Source organism: Mucilaginibacter terrigena, from assembly GCF_004168255.1.
Taxonomy (GTDB): domain Bacteria; phylum Bacteroidota; class Bacteroidia; order Sphingobacteriales; family Sphingobacteriaceae; genus Mucilaginibacter; species Mucilaginibacter terrigena.
This window is the reverse complement of the sequence record NZ_SEWG01000005.1, coordinates 376,569-392,051: the sequence shown is the minus strand read 5'-3', so window position 1 is coordinate 392,051 and position 15,483 is coordinate 376,569. Positions and strand designations below refer to the sequence as shown.

The 15,483-nt window shown below is 43.2% G+C and carries 20 protein-coding genes; 15 read left to right on the top strand and 5 right to left on the bottom strand.

All coding sequences use genetic code 11. The features are described 5' to 3' along the window. Window positions 1–49 precede the first annotated feature (49 nt). The 11 genes from EWM62_RS14670 (at window position 50) to EWM62_RS14620 (ending at window position 7,410) form a co-directional block, all read left to right on the top strand. Window positions 50–472 (top strand): cobalamin B12-binding domain-containing protein, encoded by a 423-nt coding sequence (locus EWM62_RS14670; RefSeq protein WP_129877416.1) that lies wholly within the window; start codon window positions 50–52, stop codon window positions 470–472. A 12-nt stretch (window positions 473–484) separates the two neighbouring features. Continuing rightward, window positions 485–1,267: an enoyl-CoA hydratase/isomerase family protein gene (locus EWM62_RS14665; RefSeq protein WP_129877415.1), complete on the top strand. Its 783-nt coding sequence runs from the start codon at window positions 485–487 to the stop codon at window positions 1,265–1,267. 270 nt (window positions 1,268–1,537) lie between these two features. Further along, window positions 1,538–2,122 carry an outer membrane beta-barrel protein gene (locus EWM62_RS14660; protein WP_129877414.1) on the top strand — a complete coding sequence of 195 codons (585 nt, stop codon included), beginning with the start codon at window positions 1,538–1,540 and terminating at the stop codon, window positions 2,120–2,122. A 170-nt stretch (window positions 2,123–2,292) separates the two neighbouring features. Then, window positions 2,293–3,705: a sigma-54-dependent transcriptional regulator gene (locus EWM62_RS14655; protein WP_129877413.1), complete on the top strand. Its 1,413-nt coding sequence runs from the start codon at window positions 2,293–2,295 to the stop codon at window positions 3,703–3,705. A gap of 2 nt (window positions 3,706–3,707) precedes the next feature. Then, window positions 3,708–3,908, top strand: a complete 201-nt coding sequence (locus EWM62_RS14650; RefSeq protein ID WP_129877412.1) for a histidine kinase dimerization/phospho-acceptor domain-containing protein — start codon at window positions 3,708–3,710, stop codon at window positions 3,906–3,908. 82 nt (window positions 3,909–3,990) lie between these two features. Next, window positions 3,991–5,037: an AI-2E family transporter gene (locus EWM62_RS14645; protein WP_129877411.1), complete on the top strand. Its 1,047-nt coding sequence runs from the start codon at window positions 3,991–3,993 to the stop codon at window positions 5,035–5,037. Window positions 5,038–5,102: 65 nt separating this feature from the next. Then, on the top strand, window positions 5,103–5,369 hold the full coding sequence (locus tag EWM62_RS14640) for a YtxH domain-containing protein (protein WP_129877410.1): 267 nt from the start codon (window positions 5,103–5,105) through the stop codon (window positions 5,367–5,369). Between the two features lie 45 nt (window positions 5,370–5,414). After that, window positions 5,415–5,756, top strand: coding sequence for a phage holin family protein (locus tag EWM62_RS14635; protein ID WP_129877409.1), 342 nt, complete (start codon window positions 5,415–5,417; stop codon window positions 5,754–5,756). Window positions 5,757–5,760: 4 nt separating this feature from the next. Further along, on the top strand, window positions 5,761–6,216 hold the full coding sequence (locus EWM62_RS14630; RefSeq protein ID WP_129877408.1) for a hypothetical protein: 456 nt from the start codon (window positions 5,761–5,763) through the stop codon (window positions 6,214–6,216). A gap of 208 nt (window positions 6,217–6,424) precedes the next feature. After that, on the top strand, window positions 6,425–7,072 hold the full coding sequence (gene trmB, locus EWM62_RS14625; RefSeq protein ID WP_129877407.1) for a tRNA (guanosine(46)-N7)-methyltransferase TrmB: 648 nt from the start codon (window positions 6,425–6,427) through the stop codon (window positions 7,070–7,072). A gap of 5 nt (window positions 7,073–7,077) precedes the next feature. Next, window positions 7,078–7,410: an MGMT family protein gene (locus tag EWM62_RS14620; protein WP_129877406.1), complete on the top strand. Its 333-nt coding sequence runs from the start codon at window positions 7,078–7,080 to the stop codon at window positions 7,408–7,410. On the opposite strand, the gene EWM62_RS14615 is transcribed toward EWM62_RS14620, so the two are convergent. From EWM62_RS14615 to EWM62_RS14595, 5 genes are read right to left on the bottom strand one after another with little or no spacing between them, the layout of a single operon-like run. Then, window positions 7,391–7,762 carry a hypothetical protein gene (locus EWM62_RS14615; protein WP_129877405.1) on the bottom strand — a complete coding sequence of 124 codons (372 nt, stop codon included), beginning with the start codon at window positions 7,760–7,762 and terminating at the stop codon, window positions 7,391–7,393. The two genes, EWM62_RS14620 and EWM62_RS14615, sit on opposite strands and share 20 nt — an antisense overlap. Window positions 7,763–7,813: 51 nt before the next feature. Continuing rightward, the gene (locus tag EWM62_RS14610; protein WP_129877404.1) at window positions 7,814–8,179 is read right to left on the bottom strand and encodes a VOC family protein; all 366 of its coding nucleotides are present in this window, start codon (window positions 8,177–8,179) and stop codon (window positions 7,814–7,816) included. 37 nt (window positions 8,180–8,216) lie between these two features. Next, the gene (locus EWM62_RS14605) at window positions 8,217–9,458 is read right to left on the bottom strand and encodes a hypothetical protein (protein WP_129877403.1); all 1,242 of its coding nucleotides are present in this window, start codon (window positions 9,456–9,458) and stop codon (window positions 8,217–8,219) included. 57 nt (window positions 9,459–9,515) lie between these two features. Further along, entirely contained in the window at window positions 9,516–9,893 is a 378-nt protein-coding gene (locus tag EWM62_RS14600; protein ID WP_129877402.1) for a VOC family protein, read from the bottom strand. 18 nt (window positions 9,894–9,911) lie between these two features. Then, window positions 9,912–11,159 (bottom strand): hypothetical protein, encoded by a 1,248-nt coding sequence (locus tag EWM62_RS14595; protein WP_129877401.1) that lies wholly within the window; start codon window positions 11,157–11,159, stop codon window positions 9,912–9,914. A gap of 49 nt (window positions 11,160–11,208) precedes the next feature. On the opposite strand from EWM62_RS14595, the gene EWM62_RS14590 reads away from it, so the two are divergent. The 4 genes from EWM62_RS14590 to polA all read left to right on the top strand — a co-directional run bounded on the left by EWM62_RS14590 (window position 11,209) and on the right by polA (window position 15,482). Then, a complete protein-coding gene (locus EWM62_RS14590; protein ID WP_129877400.1) occupies window positions 11,209–11,562 on the top strand; it encodes a carboxymuconolactone decarboxylase family protein in 354 nt (117 codons plus the stop codon). 59 nt (window positions 11,563–11,621) lie between these two features. Further along, window positions 11,622–11,888 (top strand): four helix bundle protein, encoded by a 267-nt coding sequence (locus tag EWM62_RS19590; protein WP_262708475.1) that lies wholly within the window; start codon window positions 11,622–11,624, stop codon window positions 11,886–11,888. A gap of 171 nt (window positions 11,889–12,059) precedes the next feature. Further along, the gene (locus EWM62_RS14580) at window positions 12,060–12,560 is read left to right on the top strand and encodes a DNA-3-methyladenine glycosylase I (protein ID WP_238989356.1); all 501 of its coding nucleotides are present in this window, start codon (window positions 12,060–12,062) and stop codon (window positions 12,558–12,560) included. Between the two features lie 114 nt (window positions 12,561–12,674). After that, window positions 12,675–15,482, top strand: coding sequence for a DNA polymerase I (gene polA, locus EWM62_RS14575; protein WP_129877398.1), 2,808 nt, complete (start codon window positions 12,675–12,677; stop codon window positions 15,480–15,482). Window position 15,483 lies beyond the last annotated feature (1 nt).

Below are 15,483 nucleotides of genomic sequence, written 5' to 3'. Positions count from 1 at the left end.
TCAACAATTTTCTCTTAACTTTGATACAGTTTTTACCGCCTTCATAACCATGAGCGAAACCCAATTTAACCGCCCGATACGCGTATTAGTAGCCAAAGTAGGCCTCGACGGGCACGACCGCGGTGCACGCATTATTGCCACTACCCTGCGCGACGCCGGTATGGAAGTAATATACACCGGCCTGCGCCAAACGCCCGAAATGGTAGTGAACACCGCCCTGCAGGAGGATGTGGATGCTATAGGGATCTCTATACTATCGGGCGCGCATATGACGGTTTTCCCGAAGGTGATGGCGCTGATAAAAGAGAAAAAGATGGATGATGTGCTGCTTACCGGTGGTGGTATCATCCCTGCCGATGATATGGCCGAACTGAAAAAAATTGGCGTGGGCGAACTTTTTCCGCCGGGTACCAGCACGGCCGATATTGTTACCTACATTACCAACTGGGTACACCAGAACCGTAATTTTTAACCTTGATATTTTATGAAATTTGAAAATATACTGGTCGGTAATAAAGGCCGCATACAATATATAACTATCAACCGCGAAAGCAAACTTAATGCTTTGAACAAAGCTACCCTTGCCGAGTTACACGAGGCTTTTACCACGGCTTTTAAAGACGATAGCGTTGGCGGCATCATCATAACAGGTGCGGGTACAAAGGCATTTGTTGCCGGTGCGGATATCTCTGAATTTGCCGATCTGGATGTACAGGGTGGGGCCGACCTGGCACGCACCGGGCAGTCGACCGTTTTTGATATAATAGCCAATGGTAATAAACCCGTAATAGCAGCCGTAAATGGTTTTGCATTAGGTGGTGGTTTAGAGCTGGCGATGGCCTGCCATATCCGCATAGCAGCTGACAATGCCAAAATGGGCCTGCCCGAGGTTACTTTAGGGCTGATACCCGGCTATGGGGGCACACAGCGCCTTACCCAATTAGTAGGCAGGGGCAAAGCCCTTGAAATGATCATGACGGCGGATATGCTTACTGCCGCCGATGCGCTCACCGCAGGCCTGGTTAACCATGTGGTTTTCCAGGACGACCTGCTGCCAAAGGCCGAGGAGATCATGAACAAAATACTGACCCGTGCGCCGCTGGCCCTGGCCTCGGCCATAAAAGCGGTAAACGATTTTGGTACCGAATGTATCAATGGTTACGAAACCGAGATCCGCGAGTTTGGAAAGTGCTTCGGTACCGACGATTTTAAGGAAGGCGTATCGGCCTTTATGGAAAAACGTAAAGCGGAATTTAAAGGCCGGTAAATTTTTTACCCTTTTCTATTTTGGTGCTCGTTTGCCTTTTCTTCGAAAGGCTGTAGAAATCCCGTATTCACGTAAATTTCATAAATCAAGGCACTTTTTAACACTTAATTTACACTCGTTTGACCATTTGCCCCAATCGGTCAAAATTAATTATCTATCAATCAATCCATTGAATATTCGTGACAATCGGATGAAAAAATGTAGCGGATCTGGTGCTTTACTTTGCCTCGTGCTAAACAAAAAGGCACGTTATTTTAATATTATAATATCATGAAAAGTACATTAAAGATCGCAACACTGGCTTTAGCTTTCGCCGGATTATCATTCGCCGCTAATGCCCAAACTACTACATCTACAAGCACTACTACAAAAAGCGGCATACGTTACAGCATCGGTGTTGACGCAGGTATCCCGATTGGCGACCTGAAGGACACGCACAAATGGAACCTGGGAGGTTCGGTACAGGCGGATATCCCTGTAGCAACACAACTATTTGTTACCGTTAACGCGGGTTACAATAACATTTTTGGTAAAAAAGACGTAGGCGCAGCTAATATAGATTACACCGACATTAAATTATTACCAGTAAAAGCAGGTTTAAAATTCTTCCCGGTCGAAAACTTTTACATACAGGGCGAAGCGGGTGCAGCTTTCCTGCTTAACAGCGACGATACCTATAAGAATAAATCGGTGGCGTTTGTTTATGCGCCGCAGGTTGGTGTTCAGTTCCCGGTTAGCGCAAGCGGTAATTTTATTGACGCCGGTATCCGGTACGAGGCAACCACAAAATTTAACAGCGCGTTTGATAACAGCAAACCAAGCTTTTTAGGCGTGCGCGTAGCATACGGCTTTTAAAAATAAAACAATATCCGCTAAAAACAGTGATTGTAAAAAGAGGCCATGGCCTCTTTTTTCTTGTTTAAGAAAAGCCTTTTTTAGCCACTATCAATAATAATTCTGATAAATTAGCAAATATTTGTACCTTAACCTGCGAATACATTTACCTGTAAACAGTAATTGCTGATATGAAAAAAATACTCATCATTGATGATGAAGTTAATGTTGGGCTATTGCTATCAAAATTTTTGGTACGCAATGGTTTTGAGGTGAGTACGGCTGCGAATGGTGGTGCCGGGATGGAATGTCTTAAGAAAAATGATTTCGACCTGGTGCTGTGCGATTTTAGACTGGAGGATACCGATGGCCGCGAAATGCTGAAAAACATTAAAGCGCTTTATCCAAAAACAGGGGTCATTATTATTACCGGCTATTCGGATATTAAAATGGCAGTGGAACTTATTAAAATGGGTGCGTACGATTACATCACCAAGCCCCTATATCCCGATGAGATACTAAATACCATAAATAAGGCTATTGAAACCCAATATGCATTGCAGGAAATGGCCGCTAACGATTACAGCCAAAACGATAAGCCTGTAAAAGAGAGTAAAAAGCAGGTGTTATCAAGCGAGTTTGTAGTGGGCACCAGCCGGGCATCAAAAGAATTACTAAAACAAATTGAGCTGGTTGCGCCAACCAATTACAGCGTTATTATATTAGGCGAAAGCGGCACCGGGAAAGAGTCGGTTGCTAAAAGCATACACCAGAACAGCCCGCGCCATAATCAACCTTTTGTAGCTATGGACTGCGGATCGCTTACCAAAGAACTGGCCGCGAGCGAGTTTTTTGGCCACGAAAAAGGATCGTTCACGGGTGCATTATATACCAAAATCGGCCATTTTGAAATGGCTAACGGTGGTACGCTCTTCCTTGATGAAGTGGGCAACCTATCGTACGAGATACAGGCCGCCCTGCTGCGCACCGTTCAGGAACGCAAGGTAAAGCGCATAGGCAGCACCAAAGAAATTGACCTGGATGTGCGTATTATTATAGCTACCAACGAAAGCCTGCAGGAAGGCATCCAAAAGGGTAGGTTCCGCGAAGATCTTTATCATAGGTTTAACGAGTTCAGTATTTACATGCCACCCCTGCGCGAACGGGGAAACGATATTATGATGCTGGCCGAGCATTTTCTGAAAATTGCCAACCACGAGCTGGAACGTAATGTAACCACCTTTGCGCCCGAGGTGATAGAATGTTTTATGAACTATCGCTGGCAGGGCAACATCCGCGAAATGAAGAACGTGGTGCGCCGTGCAACCCTGCTAAGCGAAGGCAATGAGATAACCATGAAAACGCTTCCGCTGGAGATCTCGAACTTTAAGGTATCCTCTTACGAACCTTCAAGTCCATCGGCCAATAATAACGAGGTTAAAGAACCTAAGCACGACTTGAAGAATGCTGCATTAGGTGCCGAGCACGAAACCATTTTAAAGGTGCTGCGCGAGGTAAACTTTAACAAAACCAAAGCCGCCGAGATATTGAATATTGACCGTAAAACGCTTTACAATAAAATGAAAGCCATTAACCTGAAATAATTATGGCTGCCGAGGACACCAACAAGCCCCGGGATTTTGATATGTTAAAGCACGATATTAAAAACCAGCTATCAAATATTCAACTGGCTTTAGAAGGGCTTAGATACGAGGTAGAGGATAATAACAGCGACCTTAACCTTTACCTGGACAGCCTTACGCAATCGGCACAAAAAATTGATAAACTGCTTGAGGGTTTTGAATAGAAATTATGCCGTAGGCGCTAAAAACTTTTTAGCGCTTTTTTGTTTATATATTAGTATCACAATTAGCTTTCCAGTGTAAACAATGTCCATTTTTAATTATAAGCAGCGCAATAATATTATACTGGTAAGTATTGTTGTGCTCGGCTGCTTTTTATTGTACGCTTTAAGCGACCTTTTCAGTTCCATATTGGGGGCTATCGTACTTTTCACCATCTTCAGACCTTTTTACATATACATGATAGAGCGGCGCAAGCTTAACAGCGCGCTGGCCGCCATTATTATCATCCTCATATCGCTAATAGTTATTGTTATCCCGTTCCTGTCGTTAAGTATTATGGTGATAGGCAAAATAGGAAGCATTAACCGCGAGGCTATCAATATTGATAAATGGACCGAAAAGATTGACGCGTTTACCGCCGCTAACTTAAACCAGCCCCACTTTGCCGAAAATACCTTGCAAAAATTAGGGGCCTACGCTGCCGATCTGTTTCCATCGTTGCTGGGCAGCGCCGCAAGCATCATACTTACCTTGCTGGTAATGTATTTTTTATTGTACTTTATGTTTGTGCAAATGCGCGAGTTTGAAGTAGGCCTGTTAAAATATGCCCCCTTCCGCGAGCAGCATGCCTTAAAGTTTGCGACAGAGTTACGTAACTCTACCTACTCCAATGTATTGGGGCAAGGTATAATAGCTATTACACAGGGTATATTGCTGGCCATGGGCTTTTACGCCTTTGGGATCCCTGACGCTATTTTTTGGGGTGTTATAGGGTCGTTCCTGTCGTTTTTACCGGTGGTTGGTGCGCCAACCATGTGCATACCCGCAAGTGTTATATTATTTGCCGGAGGGCATAATGTAAAAGGTATATTGCTGTTAGCCTATGGGTTACTGTTTATTGGCAATGTAGATAACGTGTTACGAATGATCATCAATAAGCGTATAGGCAATACGCACCCCATTATATCAGTTATAGGAGTGTTTATCGGCTTGCCGCTTTTTGGTATTCTTGGCCTGGTTTTTGGGCCTGTGTTGCTGTCGTATTTTTTACTATTATTGGAGATATACGAAACCAACCGCATGGCCGCCGACAGACTGGAGCGGATAAGGACCGGCCCCGAAATGCAATAAACACACAAGAAATAAAATTATTTAATAATTATAAAACAAATATTCAACTTAAAAATTAATACAATATGAACGATAACACAAAAGTTATTGTCGCCCTACTGGCAGGATTAGCGGCAGGTGCGGCACTGGGAATTTTATTTGCACCCGATAAAGGTACCGAAACACGCGACAAGCTTTCAGAATCATTAGCTAACCTTGGCGATTCGATCAAAGAAACCGCCGCTAATGAGATCGATAAACTTGTAGGCCTAAAAGATAAAGTTGTAGAAAACATTAAAAGCAAAGTTAAAGGCGCCGAAGAAGAATATCAGGACGACCTGGAGCACGCATAATTACTCTTGCGGATACTATTTAATATGCCGTAAATAACAATTTATATGGAAAACGAAAAAGAAGAAACGGCACGCCCTATTGTCGACCAGTTGAAAGACTACGCTGAAACGCGCTTTAAACTTTTAAAATACGAAGTTATTGAGCGCAGCACATCAATAGTAGCCGACCTGATAACAGATATAGTTATTATTCTGGGGCTATTGTTAACTTTTTTGTTCGCGAGTTTTACGCTGGCACTCTTCCTGGCCGATGTATTGCATTCGTACTGGCAGGGATTTGGCTGCGTAGCGCTTTTATACCTGTTTATAGCCGTATTGATAATGGTGGCAAAACGCAGCTTCGAACGGCCAATTATTAATGCTATGATCCGTAAGTTATTTAAATAAGAACATGGAAACACCTATCAGAAATATATTTGAACTGCAGGGCGAAATTGGCAGGCTAAAAAATTTAGAGGCTCAGCAAGCTATCGCTTTAAAAGCGCGCTTTAGCGGCCCGTCTGCTATATTTTCAACCGTGCTTTCGTTGTTTCCAAAATCAGCCGCTACCGATGGTATAAAAGGCGCAAGCTTTTTTAACCAGGATTTTTTAGGGCTGATATCGAGGTTTGTACTCCCGCTAACGCTCAACAAAACCATATTCAGGCATTCAAACTTTATTGTTAAAACACTGGTTGGTATCCTTTCGCAAAAAGCATCGCACTATATCAGCGAAGATAATGTGAGCGGCGTTTGGGATAAGGCCAAAGGATTGTTTGGTAACCTGTTTAAAAAGAAGGATAAAGCCGACAAACAAACCGGCATAGTGCTGGAAAAAGACGACGTACCGGCATACCAGCCATATTAAAAAGCTTTAAACCCTGTTGCGAAATACGGTTTAAAAGGGAAAGGGATATACCTACAGGGTTTATCCCTTTTTTTGTTTGATACTTTTACCGGCGAGTTAGCAGGAAATTTTACTTTTAAATATTAGCTTTTACTTTGTGTGTTTCTCTCTGTGAACCTCTGTGGTTAAAATCATCCATCTTAAAAACAAATACTTATTTTTGCATTTTATGGGAAAAGATAAGGTACGGCGCTTCGCCGAGATAGAAACATTTAGCAATGTATTACAATTAGATGCCGGCAAACCTTTTAAAGGCAACTGGGCCGGTGGCTTTTTCAAAAACAACAATCCGGTTGTATTAGAACTGGCCTGCGGCAAAGGCGAATACACCGTTAATCTTGCGCAAATGTTTCCCGGTAAAAACTTCATCGGGATAGATTACAAGGGCAACCGCATTTGGCGCGGGGCCAAAACCGCGCTGGAAGACGGCGTAACAAATGTTGCCTTTTTACGCATGCAGATAGAGAACCTGGTAGATTATTTTGCCGAAGGCGAAGTTGACGAGATCTGGATCACCTTCCCGGACCCCCAACCACAGCTAAGCCGCGAGAAAAAAAGACTTACCTCGCCGCGCTTTTTAGATATGTACCGTGTGGTGCTAAAACCAGGCGGCTACATGAACCTAAAAACAGATAACGACGGCCTGCATACCTACACTGCCGATAAAATAACCGAACTAAATTTAAAGCTGTTCGCAAAAACTGAAGACCTGTACCACTCTGAGTATGCGGATGATGTGCTATCTATCAAAACCTATTACGAGAAAAAATACCTTCAGCATAATAAGAATATTAATTACCTTAAATTCTCATTTTAACCCCCATGCCCGAGTATAATTTTTTCGAAAACGTATACGATGTGGTGAGGCAGATACCCCGGGGCAGGGTAACATCTTACGGGGCTATTGCTGCGTACCTGGGGTCTAAGCAATCATCACGGATAGTGGGCTATGCCATGATGGCCTGTGGCACGGCAAACCCGCCGGTACCCGCACACCGTGTATTGAACAAGCAAGGCCTGCTAACCGGCAAATTCCATTTTGGCGGCGACACCATGGAGCAAATGCTGCAAAGCGAAGGCGTTGAAGTAGTGGATAACCAGGTGCAGAATTTTAACGGGATCTTTTGGGATCCGGCTATAGAATTGGCGCTTTAATAGTATCACGCCTTTTATCGGGGTCGGTAAAAAATGCCACAATAAACCAAAATATACCCACACCTAAATAAAAAGGTTTCGCACGCTCATCGTACTTAAATAATGTAAATACCGCAATTATCATCCCGGCAGATATAACCAGTTCAATTATACGATGCGTAGTTAATGGCACAGCCCTAAACAACCCAAAACTGTAATTGGTGATAACTGTAAGCAGCAATTGTGCTGTAGCCAATAGGTAGGTATCTGAGGCGATATCCTTAGGCATGGCAAATAACGTAGGGGATAAATACAGGAAAAGTATTAGTACATAATCTATAATACCGTGTAGTTTTGGGGAGATCAGTTTCATGCAGCCTTAATATTTTTGCTATATACGCATAAATCAGGCCAATGATTTTTGTTAGCCGGTAATTTGCAGCAATTCCATACGGTTACCAAAGGGGTCGATAAATGCAAAACGCGTGCGGCCCGGGATAACGGGTTCTTCCAAAATCTTTACCTCATTCGCTTCTAAATGCCTCCGTGCGGCAGCCACATCAACAACTTCCAGTGCCGTATGGCGGATGCTGCGGGGCAAGGCAGGCTCAATGCCAATGTGCAGCTGCGCATCGCCAATGTTAAACCAGTAACCGGCAGATGAGAAAATGTGATCGGGCCGGTAAATCAATTCCAGCCCAAGCACTTTTGTATAAAATTCTTTTGCTTCTTCCAGCTTCTCCGGCGGTACACAAATATGAAAATGGTCTACGCGTTTAAAAGTTATCATTGGCAGAACATAATATTGCTATAATGATAGATATACCTTAATTAAATAAATATTTTACGCCCCCCTGGATCGAAGAAATATGAGTTGTACGTACGGCATCCTCGTGAATTGCAGCAGGTAGAACGTATCCGGCAAAAACCTGGAATTTTTTTACTACTTCGACACCAACATTAATAGGAACGGCTAACTGAAAGGATTTAAATTTAGGGTAGCCTTCCTGAATGTTTTCTGTGCTGTTGTTAAACTTTGATATGTACGAATGTTTATTGTAGCTATAAAAATTAAACGAAGCGCCTGCATTAACAAAAACCTTCAGTTTATCGGTAGAGTAAACATTGTATAACATTTGAGGCGTTAAAGACATAGCCGTTTGTTTAAAGTCAAGGCTGTGCAGCGCAACCGCATTTGATTGCGGGTCGGCTATTGTAAAGCGACTTTGGGATGCCGCAAGTTCAAAACGAAAAACCAATACACCAATATTTTTATTCGGTATATAATCTATCCCTGCAGATAGTTCCGGGACCACAGTACTTGTGCTATGTTTAACAAATAGAAAATTTGGCCCGTCGAACGAAACTTTGTTATTCTTTACAGCTGCACCAACAAAAAAACGCATGCCATTATTATGTTTTATAGTATGTTTTAACCCTGCCTCCCCGTTTAACTGAAGAACTATATTGGTAAAGTCGCCGGCATTATAGCCCGATCTTGCTATCAGCGGCTGTAAGTTTTTATCGTTGGGTTGGTATTGTATAGCCAGGCTTAACAGTTGGTTTATATAGCTGTTAACATTTACGTATACTTTCGCTTCGTTTAAATAAACGTATTTATTCAGTGCGATGATCTTATTAGTGATCTCATTAATAATGTAATAATGAGCTTTATATTCGTTGTTATAAGAGTACAGCGATAATACCTTGCCTTTAACAAGTGTTTTCAGGAAAACTGTATTAGTCGTAACTGACGTGTCGATACCGTTGCTTACAACTGAGGGGTTTAATGAGCTGGTACTGGCTTGTATAGTAGCCTTATAATAATACTCAATACCGTTTACCCCAAAAGCAGTGCTGTTTTCAAGCGTTATTTTTTGATCGGGTTGGTTCATATCTTTTCTAAAGGTAACCTGCGTTGGATTTCTAACCCATTCGCGGTAATCAATAAAGCCAATAACCGTATCCTGTTTTGTATTTACAACATATCCGGGTTTAAAATTAGATTGTGCTTTGGCAGCGAAAGAAAATAGAAGGTAAAAAAACAGCAACGTGTAAATATATCTCATGAATAAGGTTTAAGTAAACGAAGGTATGCAAAATGAATTTAGTTAACGAAACTTCATTTATTCGTGCTGGGCAAAGGTTAAAACGTAGTTGTTGTTATCAACGATAGAAAATTCGGTAGCCCCATAAAAGGTTTTCTCAAGGCCTTTGAGCACGGTTACTTTACCCTTAACACTATTAAACAAACCATTAATGTCGCTAACATTTATGTAAAGCAGCAGCGAGCCGCCATCGGTACGCTTAATCTCGGGCAGTTCATTTGCCAGGCTCTCAAAAGATTGAAACATGATGGTAACCTTACCGTTGGCCATCATGGCCCAAATCAGTTCTTCGCCGGTTTCGGGTACGCTCATAGTTACTTCAAAGCCCAATATCCGGTAAAGGGCTACCGTGGCTTTCATATCGGTTACAAAAATGTTTGGGGATAAGCTTTCCATAGTTTGATGATTTTATAATTAATTGCCGAATAAATAATTAACGCCCAGTTGCAGCGATTTTAGCCTCGCGCCCGAAACTTGATTTATGATAATAGAACCCGGTAGCGAGTAAACAGCAAAAGGCTCAACACGTTTATTTATAATAAACCCCGCCCTTAGCGGCACCGAAAACCATATTTTCTCTAAGTTTGGCTGCGGCCCCCCGCTTGGGCCATACATAGGCGATGTTTTAGAGTAGGAGTAATCCTGGTAAAAGGCAAAGTTAATAGCTGCGCCAGCCCCAATATACGCTTTAAATTTTTCGGCGGAGTAATAATTATATATCAGTTGCGGTACAATGGCTATATTGTACTGCTTAAATTTAAATGCCGTTGTGGTATTTAATACATCAGAAAACGATTCCCTGAAGGCATAGCTGCCACCCGATGCCGTTACTTCGGCGCGTATAAACAACTGTTGTGTTTGTTTATTGATCATATAGTCTACACCTATAGAAATTGTAGGTGTAGTGCTGCTTGACGAAGTGCCCGCGGTAAAAAAATCTGTCGCCCCGTTAAATGAAACGTTATTGAATTTTATGCCCGCACCGGCAAAAAAACGCACGCCAGATAAATTTTTACTTATTACAGGGCTATTTGCATTCCCGTTTAGCGCAATAAATATTGTTACCAGTTCATTCTCGTTATAGTCGGCTACCCTTATTTTACGGTTAAGCTTTTCATCCAATGCATTAAATTTAGAGGCCAGGTTATATAAAATGGCCCTGTAACGGCTATCTGTTTTTTCAACCCGGTTTTTCGGTTCCATGTATACATAATGGCCAAGTTCTGCCAATGTTGAATTTTCATTATCAAAAGCATAAAATCTCGGTTTAATTTTATCTGTATAAGCATACATTGCGGCATTTTTACCTTTGGTTATCAGTTTCAGAAATACCTTTCCTTTACGGAAGCTGGTATCCAAATGGTCGGGTAAAGGCGATGATATATAAGCTGTACTTATTTGTGCCGTGTAAGCTTCATATTGTTCAAGCCCGTTCACAGATACAACCTTTGTATTGTTAATGTCTATCTGTTGAGGCTGCGCATCAGTGGTGGGTTTAAAAATAAACATTGATGGGTTATTAACCCATTCACGATAATCTACATAGCCACGGGTTGTATCGCTGTTTAAATTAACAATATAACCAGGTTTAAAATTTGATTGTGAAAAGGCAACTACAGGGGCTAAAAAAAGAAAAAATAAAAAGGCGTAAAAAGATCTCATTACTTAAGTTTAGGTTTGTAATTATACCAAAGGCAAATATATTATTACCATGGGACAATTAATAAACGACTTTGAAGCCTATCGTACAAAAATGAACGACAGGATAATGGAAACCGCCAATACCAATATCAAACGCTTCTTCGCGCTGGATACCACCACATATGCAGATGGCGCATTGGATATAAAAACAAAGGAAATGCTGGGCTTGGTAGCATCAATGGTTTTACGTTGCGACGATTGCATTAAATATCACCTGGGCAAATGCCACGAAGCCGGTGTAAAGCACGACGAAATGAACGAAGTTTTTATGATAGCCAACCTGGTAGGCGGCTCCATAGTTATCCCGCATTACCGCAGGGCAGTGGAGTATTGGGATGAGTTGAGTCTTGAGTCCGAAGTCTAAAGTCTTTAGTAAAAAGCTATCATTAATTATATCTTTAAACCAACTTAAATCTATTTTTAATGAGTTCGTTTAGAGACTTGATCGCGTACAAGAAATCCTTTGCCCTCGCTATGGATATCTTTTGGCTGACAAAAACTTTCCCGAAAGAAGAAACATATAGTTTAATCGACCAAATAAGAAGGTCATCACGGTCTGTATTCGCATGTATTGCGGAGGCTTACAAAAAAAGGAAGTACCCAAATCATTTTGTAAGTAAGCTTACCGATTCTGACATGGAAAATGGCGAAACTCAATCCTGGCTTGACGCCGCCTTGGCATGCAAATAAATCACGCAGGAGAAATATGATGAACTTAACAAGCAAAGTGAAGAAGTGAGTTACTTATTAATATACATGATCAATAACCCCGATAAATTTAAATAAGCTATGACTTCAGACTCAAGACTTTCGACTTCAGACTTAAAGCGTTGTCGCTGGTGCGGGACTGATCCCCTTTACATGGAATACCACGACAAAGAATGGGGCAAAACCGTACACGATGATGATACATTTTTCGAGTTCCTTACCCTCGAAGCTGCACAGGCCGGCCTTAGCTGGATCACTATTTTGCGCAGGCGCGATGGTTACCGCAAAGCCTTCGCAAATTTCGATGTAAAGAAGGTAGCCAGGTTTGATGAGGCAGACAAAGTGCGGTTACTGCACGATGAAGGCATTATCCGTAACCGGTTAAAAATAAGTTCGGCCATCAGGAACGCACAGCTTTTTATAGATATCCAAAAGGAGTTCGGCTCGTTTGATAAATACCTGTACAGCTTTATGCCTAACGGTAAGCCCATTACCGAATATACCGGCGCGCATGTAAGTACCGCTGAGTCGGACGCGATCGCTAAAGACATGAAAAAGCGTGGCTTTAAATTCTTCGGCACCACTATTTGCTACGCCTTTATGCAGGCTACGGGAATGGTGAACGATCATGTGCCGGAGTGCTCGTTCAGATGAATACACTGATTTTTAAAATAGATTTCACCGATTGAGTACTCAACATAAATTGTATTTTTGAAATCATCGGTGCAATCAGTGTAATCACTCAAAAATCGGTGCAATCAACAGATTATGAAGAAGCTTTTTCTATTGGATGGTATGGCCCTGATATACCGGGCGCATTTTGCTTTAAGTAAAAACCCGCGTTTTACATCTGCAGGTATGAATACTTCGGCGGTTATGGGTTTTACAAACACCCTGCTGGAGGTTTTGCGTAAAGAGAAACCCACCCACATGGCCGTGGTTTTTGATACCGATGCCCCAACCGAGCGCCATACCGATTTTGCCGGCTATAAGGCACACCGCGAGGCCATGCCCGAAGATCTGAGCAAAGCCCTTCCATATATATTTAAAGTGGTACTGGGCTTTAACATCCCGCTGATCACCAGCGATGGTTACGAAGCCGACGACATTATAGGCACCCTTGCCAAAAAAGCCGAGCAGAAAGGCTACCAGGTTTATTGTATGACACCCGATAAGGATTTTGCGCAGCTGGTTTCCGAGAATATCCGCATCTACAAGCCGGCCCGAATGGGTAACGATATGGAGATACTGGGCGTTAAAGAAGTCCTGGAGAAATGGGAGATCGAGCGCCCGGAACAGGTGATAGATATTCTTGGCCTTTGGGGCGATGCGGTAGATGGCATCCCCGGGATCCCCGGCGTGGGCGAAAAAACGGCCAAAACACTTATTAAACAATATGGTTCGGTAGAAGAAATTATCGCGCACAGCCATGAGCTTAAAGGAAAGCTGCGCGAGAACGTAGAGGCCTTTGCAGAGCAAGGCCTGATGTCGAAAAAACTGGCGACCATTAACCTGAACTCGCCCGTTGAACTGGATGAAGCCGGGCTGGAAATGTGCGCGCCAAGCAAAGACCTTTTGGAGCCGCTTTTTGCTGAGCTTGAATTTAGAACGTTAGGCCGCCGTGTATTTGGCGATGATTTCAGCATTACCGAAACCCGCGCCGTATCGGTACAAACTGATCTGTTTGGCACCCCGGTTGGCGAAGGCCGTACGCTGGAAGTTGACGTGCAGGATATTTACGAAGCGCCGACACCTGTTGATATCAAAAACATCAACACCATTGAGCATGAATATATTTTGGCTGATACGTTCGAGAAACGTGCCGAGCTGATAAATACATTAAAACAACAAAAGCATTTTTGCTTTGATACCGAAACCACCGGTACCGATGCTAACCATTGCGAGTTGGTGGGTTTATCGTTTGCTATTAAACATAACCACGGTTGGTACGTGCCTGCCCCGCATGACGAAGCAGAAGCCAAGAAATTAGTTGCCGAATTTAAACCGGTGTTTGAAGACCCCAATATCGGCAAAACAGGCCAGAACCTGAAGTTCGACATCCTGATGCTGAAATGGTATGATGTGGAAATGAAGGGCGACCTGTTTGATACCATGATGGCGCATTACGTGATAGACCCGGATACCCGCCACGGGATGGATATTTTGTCAGAAAATTACCTGCAATACAAACCTGTTTCTATTACCGAACTGATTGGCCCCAAAGGTAAAAACCAGGGTAACATGCGCGATGTGGAGATTGAGAAAATAAAGGATTACGCCGCCGAGGATGCCGACGTGACCCTGCAGCTCCGCACGGTTTTCGAACCAAAAATAAAAGAAGTACAGGCCGAAGACCTGCTGCATAAAATTGAAAACCCGCTCATATACGTACTGGCCGATATTGAGCACGAGGGCGTACGTATTGATCACGAAACGCTAAAAGAGTTTTCGAAAGAACTGGAAACCGATATTGCTAAACTGGAAAAAACCGTGTTTGAAAAAGCGGGTGTACGGTTCAATATCGCATCGCCGAAGCAACTCGGCGAGGTATTATTCGAAAAACTATTACTCGATCCCAAAGCAAAAAAAACCAAGACCGGCCAATATCAAACCGGCGAGGATGTGTTGTTAGGCCTTGCCGCCAAAAGCGATATCGTGAGGGATATACTGGATTTCCGTCAGTTACAAAAATTGAAATCTACTTATGTAGATGCCTTGCCAACCATGGTTAACCCTAAGACAGGTCGCGTGCATACAAGCTACAACCAGGCGGTGGCTGCAACTGGCAGGTTAAGTTCAAACAACCCCAACCTGCAAAATATCCCGATTCGCACCGAACGTGGCCGCGAGGTAAGGAAAGCGTTTATCCCGCGCGACAAGAACCACAGCATAGTATCTGCCGATTATTCGCAGATAGAACTGCGCATCATCGCCGAGATCAGCAAAGACCCGAACATGCGCCAGGCCTTTATCGATAATATCGATATCCACACGGCTACCGCAGCCAAAGTTTACGGTATAGGTATTGAGGATGTGGATAGCACCCAGCGCCGTAACGCCAAAGCGGTAAACTTTGGGATCATTTACGGGCAGTCGGCATTTGGGTTATCGCAAAATTTGGGCATCCCGCGTAAGGAGGCTGCCGAGATCATCGAAAACTATTTTGCCCAATATCCCGGCATTAAACAATACATGGCCGACACCATGAACTTTGCCCGCGAGAACGGTTACGTATGCACACTGATGGGCCGCCGCCGGTACCTGCGCGATATTAACAGCGCCAACCAAACCGTACGCGGCTTTGCCGAGCGAAATGCCATTAATGCCCCTATCCAGGGCTCGGCCGCGGATATGATCAAGATAGCCATGATCAACATCCACCGCGAATTTAAAGCTCTGAAACTGGATGCCCGCATGACCATGCAGGTGCATGATGAGTTGGTGTTTGACGTGCCTAATCACGAGATAGAGATTGTAAAGCCTATTATTATGCAAAACATGAAAAACGCCATCAAAACCGAAGTGCCGATAATGGTGGAGATTGGTACGGGGTTAAATTGGCTGGAAGCGCATTAAG